Source organism: Vibrio sp. 1402 (assembly GCF_033340275.1).
The window spans coordinates 179,277-198,600 of record NZ_JAWOWE010000001.1 but is presented as its reverse complement, the minus strand read 5'-3'; the positions used below and the strand labels follow the sequence as shown (position 1 = coordinate 198,600).

The 19,324-nt window shown below is 44.3% G+C and carries 13 protein-coding genes; 6 read left to right on the top strand and 7 right to left on the bottom strand.

Features of this window, described 5'->3' with window-relative positions; all coding sequences use genetic code 11:
• Window positions 1-44: 44 nt before the first annotated feature.
• Window positions 45-2,198: a YccS family putative transporter gene (yccS, locus tag R7044_RS00865; protein ID WP_033906473.1), complete on the bottom strand. Its 2,154-nt coding sequence runs from the start codon at window positions 2,196-2,198 to the stop codon at window positions 45-47.
• Window positions 2,199-2,522: 324 nt separating this feature from the next.
• Here yccS and helD point away from each other — a divergent pair, with 324 nt between their 5' ends.
• Entirely contained in the window at window positions 2,523-4,592 is a 2,070-nt protein-coding gene (helD, locus tag R7044_RS00860) for a DNA helicase IV (RefSeq protein ID WP_005376572.1), read from the top strand.
• Between the two features lie 77 nt (window positions 4,593-4,669).
• Here helD and R7044_RS00855 read toward each other — a convergent pair whose 3' ends face one another.
• Window positions 4,670-5,125, bottom strand: a complete 456-nt coding sequence (locus tag R7044_RS00855; protein ID WP_005376571.1) for a methylglyoxal synthase — start codon at window positions 5,123-5,125, stop codon at window positions 4,670-4,672.
• A 64-nt stretch (window positions 5,126-5,189) separates the two neighbouring features.
• Window positions 5,190-6,239 carry a TMAO reductase system periplasmic protein TorT gene (torT, locus tag R7044_RS00850; RefSeq protein WP_080960073.1) on the bottom strand — a complete coding sequence of 350 codons (1,050 nt, stop codon included), beginning with the start codon at window positions 6,237-6,239 and terminating at the stop codon, window positions 5,190-5,192.
• Window positions 6,240-6,282: 43 nt separating this feature from the next.
• Between torT and torS the strand changes: the two genes are divergently transcribed.
• Window positions 6,283-9,246 (top strand): TMAO reductase system sensor histidine kinase/response regulator TorS, encoded by a 2,964-nt coding sequence (gene torS, locus R7044_RS00845; protein WP_205391199.1) that lies wholly within the window; start codon window positions 6,283-6,285, stop codon window positions 9,244-9,246.
• 50 nt (window positions 9,247-9,296) lie between these two features.
• Here torS and R7044_RS00840 read toward each other — a convergent pair whose 3' ends face one another.
• From R7044_RS00840 to R7044_RS00830, 3 genes are all read right to left on the bottom strand, one after another.
• Window positions 9,297-9,488 (bottom strand): hypothetical protein, encoded by a 192-nt coding sequence (locus tag R7044_RS00840; protein ID WP_005376565.1) that lies wholly within the window; start codon window positions 9,486-9,488, stop codon window positions 9,297-9,299.
• An 18-nt stretch (window positions 9,489-9,506) separates the two neighbouring features.
• Window positions 9,507-11,861 (bottom strand): fatty acid cis/trans isomerase, encoded by a 2,355-nt coding sequence (locus tag R7044_RS00835; RefSeq protein WP_205391198.1) that lies wholly within the window; start codon window positions 11,859-11,861, stop codon window positions 9,507-9,509.
• Between the two features lie 80 nt (window positions 11,862-11,941).
• On the bottom strand, window positions 11,942-12,328 hold the full coding sequence (locus tag R7044_RS00830; protein ID WP_025767860.1) for a winged helix-turn-helix domain-containing protein: 387 nt from the start codon (window positions 12,326-12,328) through the stop codon (window positions 11,942-11,944).
• 306 nt (window positions 12,329-12,634) lie between these two features.
• On the opposite strand from R7044_RS00830, the gene R7044_RS00825 reads away from it, so the two are divergent.
• Entirely contained in the window at window positions 12,635-14,182 is a 1,548-nt protein-coding gene (locus R7044_RS00825; RefSeq protein WP_005376560.1) for an arylsulfatase, read from the top strand.
• A gap of 134 nt (window positions 14,183-14,316) precedes the next feature.
• On the opposite strand, the gene R7044_RS00820 is transcribed toward R7044_RS00825, so the two are convergent.
• Window positions 14,317-15,174 (bottom strand): LysR family transcriptional regulator, encoded by an 858-nt coding sequence (locus R7044_RS00820; protein WP_200877253.1) that lies wholly within the window; start codon window positions 15,172-15,174, stop codon window positions 14,317-14,319.
• A gap of 140 nt (window positions 15,175-15,314) precedes the next feature.
• On the opposite strand from R7044_RS00820, the gene R7044_RS00815 reads away from it, so the two are divergent.
• The 3 genes from R7044_RS00815 to R7044_RS00805 all read left to right on the top strand — a co-directional run bounded on the left by R7044_RS00815 (window position 15,315) and on the right by R7044_RS00805 (window position 19,318).
• Window positions 15,315-16,841 (top strand): arylsulfatase, encoded by a 1,527-nt coding sequence (locus R7044_RS00815; RefSeq protein ID WP_225455289.1) that lies wholly within the window; start codon window positions 15,315-15,317, stop codon window positions 16,839-16,841.
• A 106-nt stretch (window positions 16,842-16,947) separates the two neighbouring features.
• Window positions 16,948-18,249, top strand: coding sequence for an anaerobic sulfatase maturase (locus R7044_RS00810; RefSeq protein WP_225455288.1), 1,302 nt, complete (start codon window positions 16,948-16,950; stop codon window positions 18,247-18,249).
• Between the two features lie 85 nt (window positions 18,250-18,334).
• The gene (locus R7044_RS00805) at window positions 18,335-19,318 is read left to right on the top strand and encodes an AAA family ATPase (RefSeq protein ID WP_005376549.1); all 984 of its coding nucleotides are present in this window, start codon (window positions 18,335-18,337) and stop codon (window positions 19,316-19,318) included.
• Window positions 19,319-19,324: the final 6 nt, after the last annotated feature.

Here is a 19,324-nt window from a genome sequence, read left to right as displayed (position 1 = left end):
GGAAGCGATATAGCGCTTCCCTCTTACATATGGTTTGAATGTTACTAACTTACCCTGACGGCAAACTTACTAGCAAGTGAATGAAGCTCTGGGAGCATGCGATAGATAAGATGAAGTTGCTGCAATACCATGCGGGCAGAGCTGTCGTCTTCATCGCGCCATTCGTTTAAGCGTTGCTCGAGTCCAGCATCATCAATATTAGATAGGTCACACTCCTCACAATGCTGGTGAAGCTGTTTATGAAGTACATCCAGATGCTGATGAATACAACGGTGAGCATCTAAAACGAGTTTATGAATTGACTCATCTTCGATGCGAGTTCTGTGCGCGCCTAATGCAGAAATATAGTTCAACATTGCGTGATTTAACGTTAGGAAGCGAAAACTTTCATCAACAGCTGCGCGATATTTGCCAGGCTCCGCCAGCATCGTACTAATCGCAGAAGAGAGTGAGGCATCATTATTATGGGCCTGGCGGCGAGCGATACGGTAGCTCAAATTGTCTTTCTTGCCGATTCTATACTGACCAATGATCTGATCGAGATACTGCTTGTTCGCCTCTATCGCATCCGACATAACTTTGTGAAGCCTTCTCGACTGCCAGTCGGGCAAAATAACTAATACTGCTCCTACTGCAAGCACACACCCGATGAGGGTATCTGCTAGTCGAGGAAGGACAACTGCGTAACCTTCACCTAGTTGATTAAATAAGAAGAGGACGAGCAGTGTAATAAAACCAGTCGCGTACCCATAGTTGTTCATCCGGAAGGCGAAAAACATCACACCAGAGATAACGATAAATACTAACTGGCTTTCTTGAGAAGGGAAAAAAGTCAGCAATGGTACACCAATCAACAAACCAGCTAATGTACCTATTACTCTTGCCGTCAATTTTTGGCGAGTGGCACTGTAGTTCGGTTGGCATACGAATAAAGTGGTTAAGAGTATCCAGTAACCTCGGTCGATGTTGAATATTTGAATGATTCCATAGCCAATCGTTAAGGCAATTGACATACGTAATGCATGCCGAAACAGCATCGAATCTTTGTGTAAATTTGCTGATATACGCTGCCACATCGCTTTTAGCGTGTGTGGGTTGGTATCGGCGAGGGTATCTTCTTCGAGGCCTTCAACATCTGGGTTGTTAATGTTATTAAGTTGTTTTTCTACCGTCGCTAAGTTATTGAATAAATATGTTAACTGCATCAGCAGACGTTTCCAGTGCCCTTGCTTTTGTTCTTCTAGATAAGCAAGAGAGTTTTGTACTTCAGCTAATGCCAGAATAGATTGATCGGTATGGGAGTATTCATTTCCTAGCTGAATGGCTAGTGCAATATCACGACACGCTTGGGCTTGAGACTCCAAAAGATATTTAAAACGAAACAGCACATCAGAACGTTCAAATTCGGTCGCTAAATCCTGATAGCGATAATGGCTAGAACTGACGCGTTCGTGAATGTCTTGAGCGATGAAATAAATATTTAAAAATCGGTCACTAGGCCCATCAATGTGACCCCGTTTCGATCGGTTAAGTAATGTGGTTTTACAAGCGTTTAGTGCCGTAACCGTGGCAGCATTGCATTTTGCAGCTTCAATCCGCAGCGGTTGTGGCGTCAAGTTGGTCACAGGGTGAAAAAGCTTGGCTTTCGCATCAAGATAATTCGCCATTTGGAAGAACACATTGGCTAAGCTTTGTTGCACCGGTTGAAGAGGCCAAAATATCTGCCAAATCATGGACATGAAGTAATACCAGGCGGCACCAGTTAAAAGCAGTAGTGGCTGAAACCAAATGTTGGTGCTTTCATGTGCGCCAAGCATAGTATAAATAGCGATCAGCAACGAACCAAAAGCAATACTCGCGTACTTAGGACCTATCGCTCCAAGAATGATGAAGCCGAAGGTTGAGATAAATAATCCCAACGCAAAAGCCCAAGGGGTATCGAACAAGATTTCAATTGAAAAAGCAGCAAGCGCAAAACAGAGAAAGGTGAGAGTCAGAGCCTTGATGCGTCCAGTGAAACTGTCATCACTTTCAGCCAAAGCAGCAGCAATAACACCTAATATTAATGGCGTTATCAGCGTGTTTTGCTCGAAGTACCAAGTTGGGATAACCACACCCAGTAAGGTAATAAGGATAAGAACGCTGTAATTTATCGTCTTGTTTGCCCAATATAGCCGAAATTTAGAAGTTGCTTGCACAATGCGCCTTATGTTTCCGATGAAGAACAGGGGGAATACTACCAGACCCACTATAGCGCGTTTATGATTTACTTTAAGAAAAATTCGTGGTTGTTGATAAAATCAGCAGGGATGTCATCGACTTATATTAAAACTGCCAGGTCATGTATTGAGGATTGTAAAGCCAGCTTCAAATAACCTCAGCTTTAGGTTATTAAATCGACAGTAATGTGAATTTTATTAAAGAATAGAAGAAGAAGCTTACTTAGGTGCTCGCCATTGCTACAATTTGGCGCCTTAAAATGATATAAATCGACAACTTCTAAATTAAAAGGCGCACGTTTCATGCAGCTCACTGCCACTAGCAAAGCACAGTTTTTTATTCAAAATGAGTACCATCACGTCGAAATAAAAGAGAACAGTGTTTTATTAAGCTCGATAGGCAGTGAAGAACATATTCCTTTTACGATCTGGAATGGCAAAGTTAGCGTAAAGCGTGGGTTATTATGGAGCTCTTTACAGTTTTTTGCTCATGAACACGAAGGCAAACAACAAAGCTGGCTAGTCCAAGGTTTACCGTGGCCACAATGCCGAAAGTTCGCGCTTGAGGCCGTTCGTCAATATCAAGAGTGGCACAACACTCAGTGCCGAAAACTGGCTGAGTATCTACCTAAGTGGGAAGAAGAGCTTTACAAACTAAAGCACTTGCCTGCTTACTTATCGCATTCTCAAGTGGTCTCCTGGGTTGAAAGCCTTAACCAAGAGTTAAGCGAGATGAAAACCACCCTAGAAGAAGCCAAAATGCGAATGCCGAATCGTATGTCGCAAATAGAGCCTTGGCTCATTGATACCTCTGAGGCGCTTGGTGAGCGTAATCGCGATTGGCTAGAAGCAGAACGTCCAAATTGGGAAGTGCTGTTTAATCAAATTGAATCCTCTCCTTTGAATTTATCCCAGCAATATGCGGTATTACTCAACGACGACCACAACTTAGTTCTTGCTGGTGCCGGCTCGGGCAAAACCAGCGTTTTAACCGCACGAGTTGCCTATTTGTTGCAAAGCCATCAGGCTCAAGCAGAAGAGCTTCTCATGTTAGCGTTCGGTCGTGATGCGGCGACTGAAATGAAAGAACGCTTAGTAGATAAAGTGGGCATGGCGGCAGACGGTGTGCGCGTCAACACATTCCATCAGTTGGGCTTGTATATTCTTAAACAAGTCGAACAGCAACCTGTCGAAATTAGCCCTTTAGCGTTGGACGAAAATCAACGAACGGCATGGTGTGTAGACTGGTTGAAAAAACATTGGATGACACCCACCAACTTTAAACGTTGGCAAAAACATTTAGACAAATGGCCGATTGCGTACCTAAAAGGGGATGATGAGTTAGGAAGCCATTCAGAAAATCCAAAACTGATCGCTTGGCTAGATTCGCAGCTGTCTCATTTAGCGGCGGTAGGGTTGACCAAAAAGCAAGTACAAGAAAAGCTCGTAAACCACCAAGACTATACGCGTTTAAATAGTGAACTCGCCTTATGCTGGCCATGTTTTACAGCGTGGCAGAAAATGCTTAAAGAAAGCAACCAAGTGGATTTCCCAACCATGATCAGTCGTGCGACAGATTATGTGAATAAAGGGAAGTTTGTCTCGCCATGGCGCTTTATTATGGTCGATGAGTATCAAGATATCTCTCCAGATCGTCTGGCATTGATTGAAGCACTGTGTGAATCCACTCAGAAACAAGCAGGTGCCACGTTATTTGCTGTTGGCGACGATTGGCAAGCGATCTATCAGTTTGCAGGAGCGGATGTCGATCTTATCACTGGCTTTAAAGAACGCTTTGCTCACTCTACCGTTCATCACTTAGATACAACTTATCGTTTCAACAATCAGATTGGTGATGTAGCGAATACATTCGTGCAGCAAAACCCATCGCAGTTGCCGAAAACACTAAACAGCCACAAACAACGCAAGCAGAAGAGCGTACATACCGCGCCGAGCAATCAAGTGGAAAAGATCTTGGATCACTTGAATCAACAAGCCAAGCAAACCAAGTCAGTTTTATTGCTAGGACGTAACCATTATCATAAGCCCGATTTGTTCGACGATTGGTTGCGACGTTTCCCTAATCTCGATATTCGCTTTATGACTTGCCATGCGAGTAAAGGACGCGAAGCTGACTTTGTGATTATTCTTTCTGTGGATGAGGGGCAATTCCCCGCTAAGAAGAAGCAAATTCACATTGATGGTGCGTTGACGGAATCCAAAGACAAATTCCCTTACGCAGAAGAGCGCAGGCTATTTTACGTGGCGATTACACGTGCGAAAGAGAAGGTTTGGATCACGCATACTGGCGCGGGATCTGCATTCGTTCAAGAGCTCGTTAATGGTGATTATCCCATCGTGACTTCCCGTTAAATGCAACGTTTAGAATGTTAAAAACAGCAAAGGCGATACTTGGTATCGCCTTTGCTTTATTTGGTTGGCATCAAAGCTTACATGCGCTCAGCAAGATAGGCTTCGTAATCCGGAACTTCGATGTCTACTTCTTGCTCAAGAAGAGGGGAGTTAAACAGGAACTTAGCGGTGGCTCGGTTCGTTGCTACAGGAATATTCCAAACACTAGCAATACGAAGAAGCGCTTTAACATCTGGGTCGTGAGGTACGGCATTCAGTGGATCCCAAAAGAAAACGAGAACGTCGATTTTGCCTTCTGAAATGAGAGCGCCTAGTTGTTGATCACCGCCCATCGGACCACTGATCATGCTCTTGATCGCAAGTCCAGTTTCTTTACTCAGCATGTGTCCTGTCGTGCCAGTTGCGTAAAGGAAGTGACTCTGTAGCTTTTCTTTGTTTTCTTTTACCCAGCGAAGTAGCTCAGGTTTGCAGTTGTCGTGAGCGACCAAAGCCACATGTTTATGGGTTGGCATGGTACGAATGGTTTTTTGCATCAAGATGTTTCCGTTTATATGATTTTAAAATTGTTGTGACTCAATAGAACACGTTTTTGGTCTTTCAATCAACAGCCTTAACACGGAATGTCGGCCTATATTCTGACGGAGATAACGATTCTTCGATCGTGTCGTCATGAAGCGTCTTCGGAGTCAGTGGTTTGATGGTTGGTGAGGCATGTTTGTCATAAGCTTCACCCCTTAAGTAATGCGTTGCTTGCATCACGGAAAGCCGACCTTGCTGCACCATTTTATCTGTTGGTGCGAAGAGCACTTTGTTACGTAACAGGCCTCGATATACACCATGACTTAAGTACACAGAAACTAAACCGATCTCCTCAGCTTTGCCGGCACTGCGCAGCTCACTGATGGCCGCTTCAATCGCCACTGCACTGCCAACAATGTAATCTATATTTCCCATATCGATCACACGTTGAACTAGGTTACGTTGTAACTCCTTGTCGTTGTCTGCCCAAAATGAGTCAACAATGTTGATATCACTTCCTTGTATCGCTTCATAAAATCCGGCAGTAACGGGTTTCGTACCACCACGAGTTCGCGGCCCCAAAAGTAAGGCAATGTTGGTCTTTCCTGACCCCTTTGGATGACGAGCTGCCAAATATTGACCCGCTTCGTATCCCATCCAATGCCAGTCAACACCGACAGTCCCTTTTAGCAACTCACTTTGTTCTTCATCCAAGTCGAGTTGGTTCACAGTAGCAAAAACGGGAGTATTCCCTACCCAATTTTTAAGTGAATGCTCGTAAGCCTGTGGGTCCACGGTCCCAAGGATAACTGCATCTGCTCCCCATTGGTTACACAGTGCGAGTTGTTGTTCTTGACGGGTTTTGTTTGGGTAGCCGCCCGCTTCAAGAACTCGTAGCTCGACACCTTCTCTTTTCGCTTCGGACACCATTCCATAGTTTACTGACAACCAGTATGAATCCTTTAGGTGAGGGTATATTGCACATATTTTCTCTGCGGCAACCGCTGGCAAAGAAGCAACGAGGGTTAAAGTGGCTGCAGAATGTTTGAAAAATGTGCGAAATGCGTGTTGATTTTTAACCATGAAATGAAGTTCGTTGGCATAGATTAAGTAAACACTGCAAAATATAACGTAATATGTCGCTGAACACGAACATTAAGGTCATGAAAATATGCTGCTAGCAACTGCAAGCATCGGTCGTAAACTTTTGTTGTCTTTCATTGCGATGGCAATACTGGTCATGTTATCGGCACTTATTGGTGTGTCTGGATTTTCTTTGGTTGCCAAAACCGAAAGAAATGTCGTGGATTCTGCGATTCCCGCCATGATTGAGGCGAGGCAAGTCTCTGAGTTGAGTACTCGTATTATTTCGTCTGTACAAATGTTGTCGAACGCAAGAAACGAGCAGGAAAGAAAGGAGTCAGGGCGAGTGCTGTTCGAACAGCTCGAGTCTTTACTCACTCACATCAAGGAGCTCGGGAGTGAGTCGTTCGATTCTCAATTGTTAGAAGCTTTAGAGAATAACGTCCAGAACGTTATCGACAATTTGGCAGAACTCGGTGTTTCGGTTGAAAAAAAGCTGTGGCTTGCAAAAGAGATAGATACTCGTGTTGAAGAAATGCGTCTGCTCAGTGAAGAGCTAGAACAACTAACTCGTACGCAAGTTCAGAATACAAGCACCATTGCTGTTGCTAACGTCACGCATATTTATGACTTATTAGAATCGAATAAAAAATCGCAAGTTTATCAGGCGCTAGATGCACTGGTGGAGGTCGATCTTGATCTGACTGAGCGATTGCATGAACTGCACTTGTTGGCCTTTAAAATGTTGAATCAGATTGAAGAGGCTCGGACATTAACGAATATTGAGCGAATTCAACAGGTTCAAAGTGATTTCGATAGCAACCTCAAAATCATGCAACGCCGTGTACTCGCTGTGGAAGATCCTACGCGCTCTAAGCAAATGAGCCAACTGCTCATAGAGCTTGGTAAGCGTCAGGTCGTATTTTCTATACTGATGCAGCAATACGAGAATAACGAACAGTCACAACAACTGATGCAAAAGACATTAGAGTTGTTCTCAGAGCTGAATGGCACGGTCAACAAATTGGTTGATGATTCAAACAAAACCACTACCGTCGCTGTAGACCAATTGACCAGCACACTGAAATTCGCTCAGTGGTCTTTAACCGTTATTTCAATTGTTGGTTTGATTGTATTGGTGCTGATTTTATGGCGTGTGGTGTACCTTTCTGTTGTGAAGCGGTTAGCGGAATATTCCGCTGCGTTGCTGTCTGTGGCACAGGGTAACTTAGCGGTTGAGTTGGAAGTGAAAGGCAAAGATGAGTTGGCGCATATGGGGCTGGCCATCATCACGGCTCGTAATACCGCGCAAGCACTAAAAGTGGTAGCAGAGGGTGAAGCTCAAGCCAAGCGAGAGCTTGAGGAGCATAAAGAGCATTTAGAAGAGCTCGTTGAGCAGCGCACTTCGCAGTTAAAACAAGCAAACCGCCGTTTGAATGAAGAGGTTTTGAATCACGCTAAAGCTCGCAAGCAAGCAGAGCAAGCGAGCCGAGCAAAATCGGCTTTCTTGGCGACGATGAGCCATGAGATAAGAACGCCAATGAACGGAGTGTTGGGGACAGCACGCTTGCTGATTGACTCAGGCCTCAACCCAATTCAAAAGCGTTATGCGGAAATCATTAATCGTAGTGGTAAAACGTTGCTCGCGATCCTTAATGATGTGCTGGATTACTCCAAGATTGAAGCGGGGCATTTAGAAATTCGTCACATGGGCTTCGATTTACACCAAATGGTGGAGGACACTTTCCAGTTAATGAACAGTCGAGCACAAGAGAAGAAGTTGCTGTTCTCCTACCATATTGAAAGCGATGTTAGTCGCTACTGGAAAGGCGATGTCACCAGAATCAGTCAGGTGCTGAACAATCTTGTTGGTAACGCGATTAAGTTCACTGACGAAGGAGAAATTGATATCTACGTTAGCCTGAACCCTGAGGATGAGTCGCAAGTCCTGTTTGAAGTATCAGACACTGGAATAGGAATTGCCAAAAAATACCAGAGAACGTTGTTTGATGCCTTCACGCAAGCTGAAGGTGGGATGAGCCAAACTGGAGGCACGGGGCTTGGACTTGCTATCAGTAAGCGAATCATTGAAGCGATGGGCGGTGTTTTAGAAGTCGATTCCGAAGAGGGAAATGGTAGCCGATTTTGGTTCTCTATTCCGTTAGAGGAAAGCGAACCTGTTGAAACAGGAACCGTGGCAACCGCACGTTGCAAAGTGAAAGCAAAGGTCTTGCTAGTAGAAGATAATGAAGTCAACCGAGTGGTCGCGGAAGGCTTTCTAGAAAGCATGGGGCATCAAGTCGTGATGGCGGAAAACGGCTCACAAGCAGAGCAACTGATCAGCACACAGGATTTTGATATCGCTTTAGTCGACATCAACCTCCCTGATTGTGATGGAACTGAGTTGATCCAACGCTTAAAGCGGATTGAGTGTGATAAGCCGGCCAATAAAGCGCTTGCCGTCACGCCAATGATTGCAGTGTCTGCGCACGTTTTTGCGGAAGAAGTTGAGTGCTATCTAGCCGCTGGTTTTGACGGATACTTGCCTAAGCCATTGGCAAAAGAGGCACTCGCGGCATTGATTCAGGATGCGCTAGACGGAAAGCCGTTGTTGTTGCCACAAAATGCCGACTGTACCCCGTTTGATCAAATTTCGCCTCAAGAACAAGAGCTACAATCAAAGGTCGTTCAAGCACCCCAAAAAAAGGAACCCGATGTGGTTATCATTAATCCGAGCGTGATTGAGTCCGATATGAAAATCTTGGGCAGAGATAAGATGTTGCACATTATTAATCTGTTTAGATCCACCAGCACTGATGTATTAAGCAAACTGCAAGCGTCTGCTGAGGACAATGATAGTAAAGAAGTAAAGAACCTTGCCCATAAATTAAAGGGCAGCGCGGGAAGTTTAGGACTAACTGCATTAATGAACGCTTGCCAAGCAATTGAAGCCGCGGCTCAACCTTTAGATACCTATAATGCGACTAAAGATGATTTAGTTTCTCAAGTGTCTGCATCAATTCAAGCTCTGGATGAGTTAATGGCGAAGTAATCCATCGAGCATTGAAAATAAAAAAACCTCCGGCTTTCCGGAGGTTTTTTCTATTCGGTCATGTCATCTTCCCACTCGAATCGAGTGTCTAGGGCATAAGGGTCATCATCAAAAGGATGTTCCACTTTGCCACGCAAGTATTCGAGTTGATGCTCAAGCATATTGACCGTTTCGTAGTCTCCCTCAGAACAAGCAACGTAAATCTGTTGTTCAAGAGCGGCAATGTTATCTCGGATACCCATGAGAACCCCCTTAAATCATCATCGATTCTCAAAACGATTATAGTCAAGTAATCCAAATTCGATCGGTTGTTTTGTACGGTACCAATTGTGTAAACGATCGCTAAATGACCAGAATTTTTCTGAGCTTCTACGAATCGCAAAATTATCCAATAACTTAACGTAATCGGACTCGTTTTGGATGGCACTAAATTGATCGACAAAATCTTTTACTTGGTTTTCGTTGATCGAGAAAAATGCCGCAGGGTAGCTTCCCACAACGCCGCGTACAATGGTCATATCATCGTTAGCAAAGTCACGGTTACTTTCTTCATCAAACAAGCTAGAGATGTTTGTGTGTGCATTGTTGTGAAGTAAGGTGAACAGTTCATCTTCCCCTGATTGACTTCTCACCATAAGCATAGTGATTTGCGGAACGGTTTTTAGGCCTTCACCACGAACGTGGTCAATACGTTTTAGTTGCTTTTCACTACTCGCAGAAAGAGCCGTGTCTTGAATTTCGTAGCGAGGCAGAAGCACATCTGAAACATGTTCGCTCAACAACTCCACCAACTCCGTTTTTGGATCGTCACTCTTATACTGAACGCTGGTTGGTTGGTTAAACGGCTTCACATTTCGTTGTAAAAAGTCACTCAACTGCGGGCTTTGATCTTTATACCAGCTAGATTGCAGTTCATGGCGCATATCGGCGGGTAACAACGAGATAAAGTTACTTTCGCCTTCTAGACGCAAGAAGTCCATAAACATTCGTGTCATGAGCTGATGGCCGAAGTTACCGTAAACGTCAAACCCAGCAACAAGCAAATAGTGGATACGCTCTAGTAACGCGTAGTCAAGAATCCACACTGTTTTAGGCTGCTCACCAACTAACCCTTGAACAACAGAAGCACTATCAAAATGGCGGAATATCGTTAATGCCGCATTATGGTTGGTGCCATTACCGTCCCAAATTACATCGGTGGATAGGTTTTCACCTTCTTTAAACCAGTTATTAGTGAACTCAGATTTAGCCTCTAGGTAGCGAGCTTGCTGGCGCGCGTACTTGACCCAGTTGGTAACAGGTAGCGTGTTACTTTCTTGTTCTGCCGGTAGTTTTAGGTTATCAGCCTGAGATCGGTAAAACTCATTTACTTCTGGGATGTCTGCTTTATCTGGATCAAGGAAAAACACCCAAAAGCGATCATTGATAACATTCAATGCCAGTTGGCCACGACAAACTGGGCCTTTGATGTATGCCATTATTGTATTTTGTGCATTATCTAGCATGAACTTAAAGCGCGACTTCACTGGAAGGTCGATGAATGATGTCATCGGGTTTGCAGCAACTTCTGGTTCATAACTCGGTAGCTTACTAACCATGTAATCAGCATCAATAAACCAAGTTTTCCAGTTCTCTATGCGTTGCTTGTTTAACGCGAATGGCATGTGAGTTTTATCTACTATGGTCCCTTGCTCTGGAATAATTCGATAAAACACACGTTCAACCCCTGGATCATCGTACGGGCGACGCGTTGAAATACGTTTGACGGGCTGTCCTGGTGGTGTCGCAGAGCGGACGAGCGTGAAGAATCGGGGATCTTCATCGAGTTCCGAAAAGTAGAGATGAGATAAAAACAAATGCTCATATATATACCTAGCCATCAGCTGATTTTTCAAATCAGAGTGGTTAAGTAATGTTTCGTACTTATCTATTTGCGCTTGCTCATTCTCACTAACAGGTTGGTGAACGTTCATTATTGCGCCGTTTTCCAACCAAGTCATGAGAGTGTGGTATTCACTGTTTGATAGATTTGGCATACCAAAAGGCATGCCCCAGGTTGGGTTATCCTTTTCGTATTGCTCGTATTCTTCAATCGTTGGACAGGTTTGCTCTCGGTCTATCGAAAAGTCAAAGCCTTCTAACTGGACTTGGTCAGGCAATGGGTGGCGCTCTTTTTGCTGTAGCAAACGTGCGATAAGGCCTGCGTCAATGTTGGCTGCCATGCTTTGATCACGTTCGTTGAGAACCGGATGAAAACCCGCATCGCGCCACTCTTGGGTTGTTTCTGCATCTTCGAATAAGCGTGTTGGTGCTGCGGCTGTGAGTCTTGTTCCTTCATATACCAGTGCTTTACTCGCACCACGGTCAATGCCTTCAACAGAAGAGAGCTTAAGCTGACATGGTGCATCGTAGCACGCGTGGCAGACGACACAGCGGTTATCCATAATGGGTTTAACTTCGCTTTGGAAGAAGTTTGCTTGAGGGGTTTCCACGTCAACTGTGCGTTCACGCACGAGCTGTGGACCAAACAGTTGGTCATAGTTAAGACCAGCATAGGTTGCACAGCCGGCAAACAAAGTAGCAATGCAAAGTGTAAAAATTAAGCGCAAATTCATTGAGTTACTTTACGTGATTAGAATTTGCATTAATTAAAGCAAAATAAGCGGTCAATTACCAAAAGTTGGGTCAATTAGCGTTAATTTTTCTGTTGATTGTTTGAGCGCTTGAAAATGTAACCCTGGCGGTGGACTGTCTGAATTCTGTCTGTTGGAACGCCTTCGTGAACTAGACGCTTTCTCATTCTGCTCATGTGCATATCGAGTGCTCGATCATGTTCAGTAAATTCACGTTTTAGTACTGTTTCGTAAAGAAAATGCTTACTAAGTACTTGATCTTGATGGTGAGTGAGAGTTTGCAGCAGCTTAAATTGAATGCTTGTCAACTGAACAGATTTCTTGTTTGGCAAGTAATTGAGTACCACAGAGTGAGTGCGCTTATCTAGTAATAGCTCCTCATCATTATGGTGAACGCCGTTGTGTTGGCATTGGGAAGTTTTTCCATTTGAAACCTTGGAGTCAAGCACACGGGTACCTTAATTATTAATAGTAGTAAAACGTATTATCATTAATATTTATGTAAAAGCAATCAGGTACTTTATGAGCACTGTGATATGCGTAGACAATCTTAATACTTGAGATTACCAGTAGTGATGAATGGTGCGATGGCGCTCTGAACTAAAGTGCTATTGGAGTGCGTATTAGCTACAAATAACGGTGTAATGTTAGGCAAAGATAGAAAGAATTCTCATTTAGTAAATTCGCTTATCCGCTATTTGTGAACTATACATTCTGTTGCAGGAAGCACTTTTCTAATACACACAGAGGTTTATATGACAGCGAAATATGGCGTTAAACGCCGATTAGCGATTCTTGCCGCCGCTTTAATCGGTGCGACAAGTAGCAGTATCGCAGCAGAGAAACCAAATATTCTCGTCATTTGGGGTGATGATATTGGCCAGTCCAATCTCAGTGCTTACACGTTTGGCTTGATGGGGTACAAAACACCAAATATAGACAGTATCGCCAAAGAAGGCATGATGTTCACTGACTATTACGGTGAGCAATCTTGTACAGCGGGCCGTTCTACTTTCATTACGGGCCAAACCGTTCTTAGAACAGGTTTGAGTAAAGTGGGGCTTCCAGGTGCTGATCTTGGCTTGAAGGAAGAGGACGCAACCATTGCCGAAATGTTGAAGCCGATGGGCTATATGACAGGGCAATTTGGTAAAAACCACTTAGGTGATAAAGATGAGCACCTTCCTACTAATCACGGCTTCGATGAATTTTTTGGCAACCTTTATCACTTGAACGCCGAGGAGGAGCCAGAAAACGTCGATTATCCTAAAGATCCTGAGTTTCGTAAAAAGTTCGGTCCGCGCGGCGTTATCCGTTCGTACGCTGATGGCAAAATTGAGGATACAGGACCTCTAACCCGCAAGCGCATGGAAACCGTGGATGAAGAGACGTTAGATGCGGCACTCGACTTTATGGATCGTGCAGTCAAGGCTGAAAAACCTTTCTTTGTCTGGTGGAACGCAACTCGTATGCACTTCCGTACTCATGTGAAAGAAGAGAACTCTGGAAAAACAGGTATCAGCGAGTATGCAGATGGTATGGTCGAGCATGATAACCATGTAGGTCAGCTACTGAAAAAAGTGGATGATTTGGGTATTAAAGACAACACAATCGTCTTTTACTCCACCGATAATGGCCCACACATGAACTCGTGGCCAGATGCAGGTACAACGCCATTCCGTGGAGAGAAAAATACCAACTGGGAAGGTGCGTACCGAGTTCCTGCGATGGTACGTTGGCCGGGTAAAATTAAAGCTGGCTCTGTTTCGAATGATATCATGCATCACATGGACTGGATGCCAACGTTCGTTGCTGCCGCGGGTGATGACAATATTAAAGAGAAATTGCTCAAAGGTTACAGTGCGAATGGTAAGAAATTCAAAGTTCACCTAGACGGCTATAACTTCCTACCATATTTGACTGGTAAAGAGGATAAGGCCCCACGAGAAGAAATTTTTTACTTCTCAGATGATGGAGACTTAACTGCACTTCGCTATAACAAATGGAAGCTGGTCTTTATGGAGCAACGAGCAAAAGGTACGTTGCGTATTTGGGCTGAACCATTCACCACACTTCGTGTTCCTAAGATCTTCAACTTGCGTATGGATCCTTACGAAGTGGCTGATATCACTTCTAACACTTACTACGATTGGATGCTAGACCGTGCTTACATGCTTGTTCCTGCGCAAGCTTACGTAGGCAGATTCCTTGAAACGTTTAAAGAGTTCCCACCAAGGCAAAAAGCAGCAAGCTTCTCGCTCGATCAAGTGATGGAGAAACTAAAAGAGAACCCAAATAAGTAGGAAAAGCTAAGTGAAGTATCACATATAGAAAGAGGCTCATTAAAATGAGCCTCTTTTTTATCTGTAAAATTCTATCTATTCAGGTTTGTAGAAAGCTTGATGACGAAAACGCCTAACGCTTCAATTGACAAGAGTTATAAACAAATTGGTTCGTAGTGGGCTGCCGTTAAGTTGGCTTTGATTTTTTCACGTAGAGCGATGTGGGCTGGGTTGTTTACCTCTCGCTTATGGTAGACGAACTTGTAAGGGATAGAGCGTATCGAAATGGGGCAGGGCAAAATTTGAAGCTTGAGCGCTTTGCTCCACTTGTTTGCAAAAGATTGAGACACGATCCCTAAACTGTCTCTTTGGGCGACATACAGCGCCATGCCCGCTAGCGAAGATGTGATCAAGTCGACTTTTCTTTCTTGAATTGTTTCCTTTGCTAGTTGCTCGAACCCCGACATGTTGTTCCATTTTCCTGAAAATAAACAGTGAGTTTCCTCATAAAATTGCTCTTTTGTGAGCGTGCCGTGTACACGGGGATGGTTCTCACTACAGATAACCACGGCTTCTTCCTCATAGGCATCTTCAATAATAAACGCTGCATCTTTCGTGATCACCGTATCGATTACTAGATCGACTTTTTGTTGTCTTAACAGCTCAAATAATAGGAATTTTTCGGGTGGTGATTCATAAAAAATAGTGTTCTTTATCGGGTCCATAATGTGCAACAAAATTTCCGAACAACACACTTCAAAATGATTTTTATCAGATATCGCATTGTCAATAATATTAACCGCTTGCTGGAGTTGCGGCAGTAATTGATAAGCGGTGGAGGTTAGTGCGATACCTCGCCCTTTTTTAACGAATAATTGCTTATCGACGACTTGCTCTAAACGCTTTATTGCAGCGCTCACAGCAGGTTGTGTAAGCCCTAATTGTTCCGCGGCTTTTGTATAAGATTGAAACTCCGCAACAACAAGAAAAGTTTGGATCAAATTCAAGTCCATAACGTCACTCATAAATTTAATTTATAGGTTAACTAATTTTGACTGCATTTATCGCCTGAAATTAGTGCTTTATCTTATATCAACAATGGTATTGAAAAGCGAATACCATTTTTACGCACTAGCGAACTCTTGGAGATAATATGAAAAATGCGACCAAAACGAGCAGTAAAAAACTCGTACTTAACGCATGTACGTTAGCTTTGGGCGCTGCATCTGCAGTTGCACATGCAGCGGACAAACCCAACATTCTTGTCATCTTTGGTGATGATGTTGGTTACTGGAACCTTAGTACCTACAACCAAGGCATGATGGCGTACAACACGCCAAACATCGATAGCATTGCTAAAGAAGGTGCGAAGTTCACTAACTTCTACGCGCAGCAAAGCTCGACAGCAGGCCGTTCTGCATTCATCACTGGTCAAATGCCAAAACGTACAGGTCTATCAAAAGTGGGCTTACCAGGCGCTCCGGAAGGTATCTCGGAAAAAGATCCGACGATTGCAACCGTGCTTAAACAAATGGGTTACGCAACCGGACAATTTGGTAAGAACCATTTAGGTGACCGAGACGAGCATCTTCCTACCAACCACGGTTTTGATGAATTCTTCGGCAACCTATACCACTTGAACGCAGAAGAAGAGCCAGAGAACGTGGATTACCCTAAAGATCCGGAGTTCAAGAAGAAATTTGGCCCTCGTGGCGTTATCCATTCTTACGCTGATGGCAAAATCGAAGATACCGGTCCACTAACGCGTAAGCGTATGGAAAATGTTGATGGTGAGTTTCTTGATGCCACAGAGAGCTTCATAGAAAAACAAGTAAAAGCGGACAAGCCGTTCTTTACTTGGTTTAACACCACTCGCATGCACAACTTCACGCATGTTCCTGAAGAATACCAAGGTAAAACAGGTGCCGGTTTCTACGCGGATGGTGTTAAGCAGCACGATGACCAAATCGGTCAGCTACTTAACAAGATCAAAGAGTTAGGTGTGGATGACAATACAATCATTGTTTACACCACTGACAACGGCCCTATGGTGGATTTGTGGCCGGATGCAGGGATGACACCGTTCCGCTCAGAGAAAAACACTGGCTGGGAAGGGAGTTTCCGTGTGCCAATGTTGATTAAATGGCCTGGAAAAATTGAGGCAGGTAAAACATTCAACGGCATGATGTCATTAGAGGACTTTTTCCCGACACTAGTTGCTGCGGCAGGTGATACCAAAGTTAAAGACGAGCTACTAAAAGGCAAAAAAGTTGGTGATATGGACTACAAAGTTCACCTAGACGGTTACAACCAACTGCCATATTTAACGGGTAAGTCAGACAAATCCGCACGAAATGAGTTCGTTTACTGGAGCGACGACGGCGATCTTGTGGCATTGCGCCAAGGAAAGTACAAGTTCCACTTTATGATTCAAGAGAATGAAACGGGTATGGATGTATGGCGTAAGCCGTTCACTAAACTTCGTGTGCCACTGATCTTTGACTTGAGCATTGATCCATTTGAACGAGGCGATCAAGGCATGGGTTATTCTCGTTGGATGTACGAGCGTTCATTCTTAATGATGCCAGCAATGGATACAGTGAAAGAGGTGATGGGTACATTCAAAGAATTCCCGCCTCGTATGGAAGCAGGTTCGTTCGTACCTAAGTCTTCTAAGTAAATTAAGATTATATAGCGCTTTTTGGAGCGCTATATACCCAAATAGCTTCACTTTTGCTGTACAGCGCTCACGAGGTTATTTGGGTATATGTAATAGTGAGAAACGTATGAGTAAGATTTCCCCTCGCCATTCTACTACTATGCCTATTGTTCCTCTTAAAACGGCGTCTAAAGCGCCTGTTCTGGGCGCGTATGACCGTCGATTCCATGTGATGGCAAAGCCAGGCGGAGCAAAGTGCAACATCGATTGTCAGTACTGCTTTTATCTGCATAAAGAAAATCTACTGCACCAAGAAAAGCAGCCAAAAATGGACGACGCAACACTGGAAGCGTTCGTGGAAAGCTATATCGAAAGTCAGGATGGCGAAGAAATTGTATTCTCATGGCAGGGCGGGGAGCCGACGCTGCTTGGGTTGGACTATTTCCGCAATGTCGTAGCTTTGCAAAAGAAATATCAGCCGAAAGGCGTTCGCATTGAAAACGACCTTCAGACCAACGGCATTTTGCTAAACGATGAGTGGTGTGCGTTTTTAAAAGAACACAACTTCCTAGTTGGCTTGTCGATTGATGGGCCACGAGAGCTGCACGACAAATATCGCAAAACCCGCAGCGGTAAGCCAACGTTTGATCTCGTGATGAAAGCGGTAGATAAGCTCAAAGCGCATGGCGTGAAATTCAACGCGTTGGTCACGGTGAATCGTCACAATGCGAAATACCCGCTCGAAGTATATCGATTTTTAACCCAAGAATTGGGTGTGACTTATATTCAGTTTGCGCCGGTGGTAGAAGCCAACAACTTCCAAACAACCGCGCCGCAGTTTTGGAACGAACAGATGATCCCAACCAAAGGCAGTGATCTGGCTAAACCGGGGCATCCTATGTCTGTTGTAACGGATTGGTCAGTCGATCCTGAAGACTGGGGACGCTTTTTAATGGCGACCTTTGAAGAGTGGGTGAATAACGATCTTGGCCGTGTGCTGGTTAATCTGTTTGAAACCGCGGTGGCGCAAGTAATGGGGAAACCGTCTCAGCTTTGCGTGACGGCGGAGTTTTGTGGCAAAGGGTTGGCGATTGAGCACAATGGCGACGTGTTCAGTTGCGACCATTATGTGTATCCAGAATACAAACTCGCCAACATTCATGAACACTCACTGAATGAAATGGCCTTCTCTACAAGACAATATACTTTTGGCATGGCAAAACGCGATTCATTGCCGACGTATTGTAAGCAATGCCCTTACTTGCCTTATTGTTGGGGTGAGTGCCCAAAAAACCGTTTGATCAAAACGCCGAATGGTGAGAGTGGTCTAAACTATTTGTGTTCGGGAATCAAAATGTTCTTTGATTATGCGTTACCGATGTTGGTTGGTCTTGCACAACTTCTCCAATCTCAAGAACCGCAAAGATAACATAGTGAATATAACCTTAAGTTATTTCATTTGTTCTTATACTTAACTATCGAAAAGACGGCTTAAACCATTGAAAAGGTATCCTATGAACCACGCACAACAAGCGATAAAAGAACTCATCGAACAAACAGAAAAAAGCGTCATTGGACAAAGCCACGTGGTTCGAGCTTTAGTCATCGGGTTATTAACAAATGGGCATATTCTGCTAGAAGGTTTACCGGGAACGGCAAAAACACGTTCCGTAAAATCGTTGGCGAACTTGTTAAACACCAGTTTTGGTCGAATCCAGTTTACGCCGGATCTTTTACCATCTGACGTGACGGGTACTGAGGTTTATCAAGAGCTGGATGGTAAGCCGCAACTCCACTTTCAACCTGGGCCCATTTTTAACAGCATTGTACTTGCTGATGAGGTCAACCGTGCACCTGCCAAAGTACAAGCGGCACTGCTTGAAGCCATGGCCGAAGGCACAATCACAGTAGGCGATAAAACTCACGTATTGCCAGACTTATTTATGGTGCTTGCAACGCAAAACCCAGTAGAGCAAGAGGGCACCTACCCACTGCCAGAAGCGCAAATGGACCGCTTTATCATGAAGGTTACCGTCGATTATCCAGAAGATGACGCAGAACGTGACATCATTCGTTTGGTGCGCAGTGAAGAATTGGGTGCGGAAACCAGCAGCGAAATTATTACGCCAAAACACATCGAGCCAGACGTGGTGCTAGAAGCGCGTCGTCAGTTACCAAACATCGTGGTATCAGACCTAGTGGAAAACTACATCGTTGCGTTAGTGATGGCGACTCGTAAGCCAGAGCGTTATGCCGATTCAAACTTAGCAAAATGGATTGAGATTGGCTCTAGTCCTCGTGCTTCTATCGCACTCGACAAATGCGCTCGTGCGTATGCGTGGATGCAAGGACGTGACCACGTTACTCCTGACGATGTGCGTGCCATGGTTCCGTCTGTATTGGGCCACCGTTTTTCTTTGACCTACGATGCACTGGCAGATGGGGTCGATCATCAACGAGTCGTACAAGAGCTGCTAGATTGTGTAGAAATTGGGTAAGTGGGA

Coding starts and splice junctions, on each gene's coding strand:
- R7044_RS00815 (WP_225455289.1), top strand. CDS start 15,315: ATGAAAAATGCGACCAAAACGAGCAGTAAAAAACTCGTACTTAACGCA.
- R7044_RS00810 (WP_225455288.1), top strand. CDS start 16,948: ATGAGTAAGATTTCCCCTCGCCATTCTACTACTATGCCTATTGTTCCT.
- helD (WP_005376572.1), top strand. CDS start 2,523: ATGCAGCTCACTGCCACTAGCAAAGCACAGTTTTTTATTCAAAATGAG.
- R7044_RS00840 (WP_005376565.1), bottom strand. CDS start 9,488: ATGGGTATCCGAGATAACATTGCCGCTCTTGAACAACAGATTTACGTT.
- R7044_RS00855 (WP_005376571.1), bottom strand. CDS start 5,125: ATGCAAAAAACCATTCGTACCATGCCAACCCATAAACATGTGGCTTTG.
- R7044_RS00825 (WP_005376560.1), top strand. CDS start 12,635: ATGACAGCGAAATATGGCGTTAAACGCCGATTAGCGATTCTTGCCGCC.
- R7044_RS00835 (WP_205391198.1), bottom strand. CDS start 11,861: ATGAATTTGCGCTTAATTTTTACACTTTGCATTGCTACTTTGTTTGCC.
- R7044_RS00820 (WP_200877253.1), bottom strand. CDS start 15,174: ATGGACTTGAATTTGATCCAAACTTTTCTTGTTGTTGCGGAGTTTCAA.
- R7044_RS00805 (WP_005376549.1), top strand. CDS start 18,335: ATGAACCACGCACAACAAGCGATAAAAGAACTCATCGAACAAACAGAA.
- torS (WP_205391199.1), top strand. CDS start 6,283: ATGCTGCTAGCAACTGCAAGCATCGGTCGTAAACTTTTGTTGTCTTTC.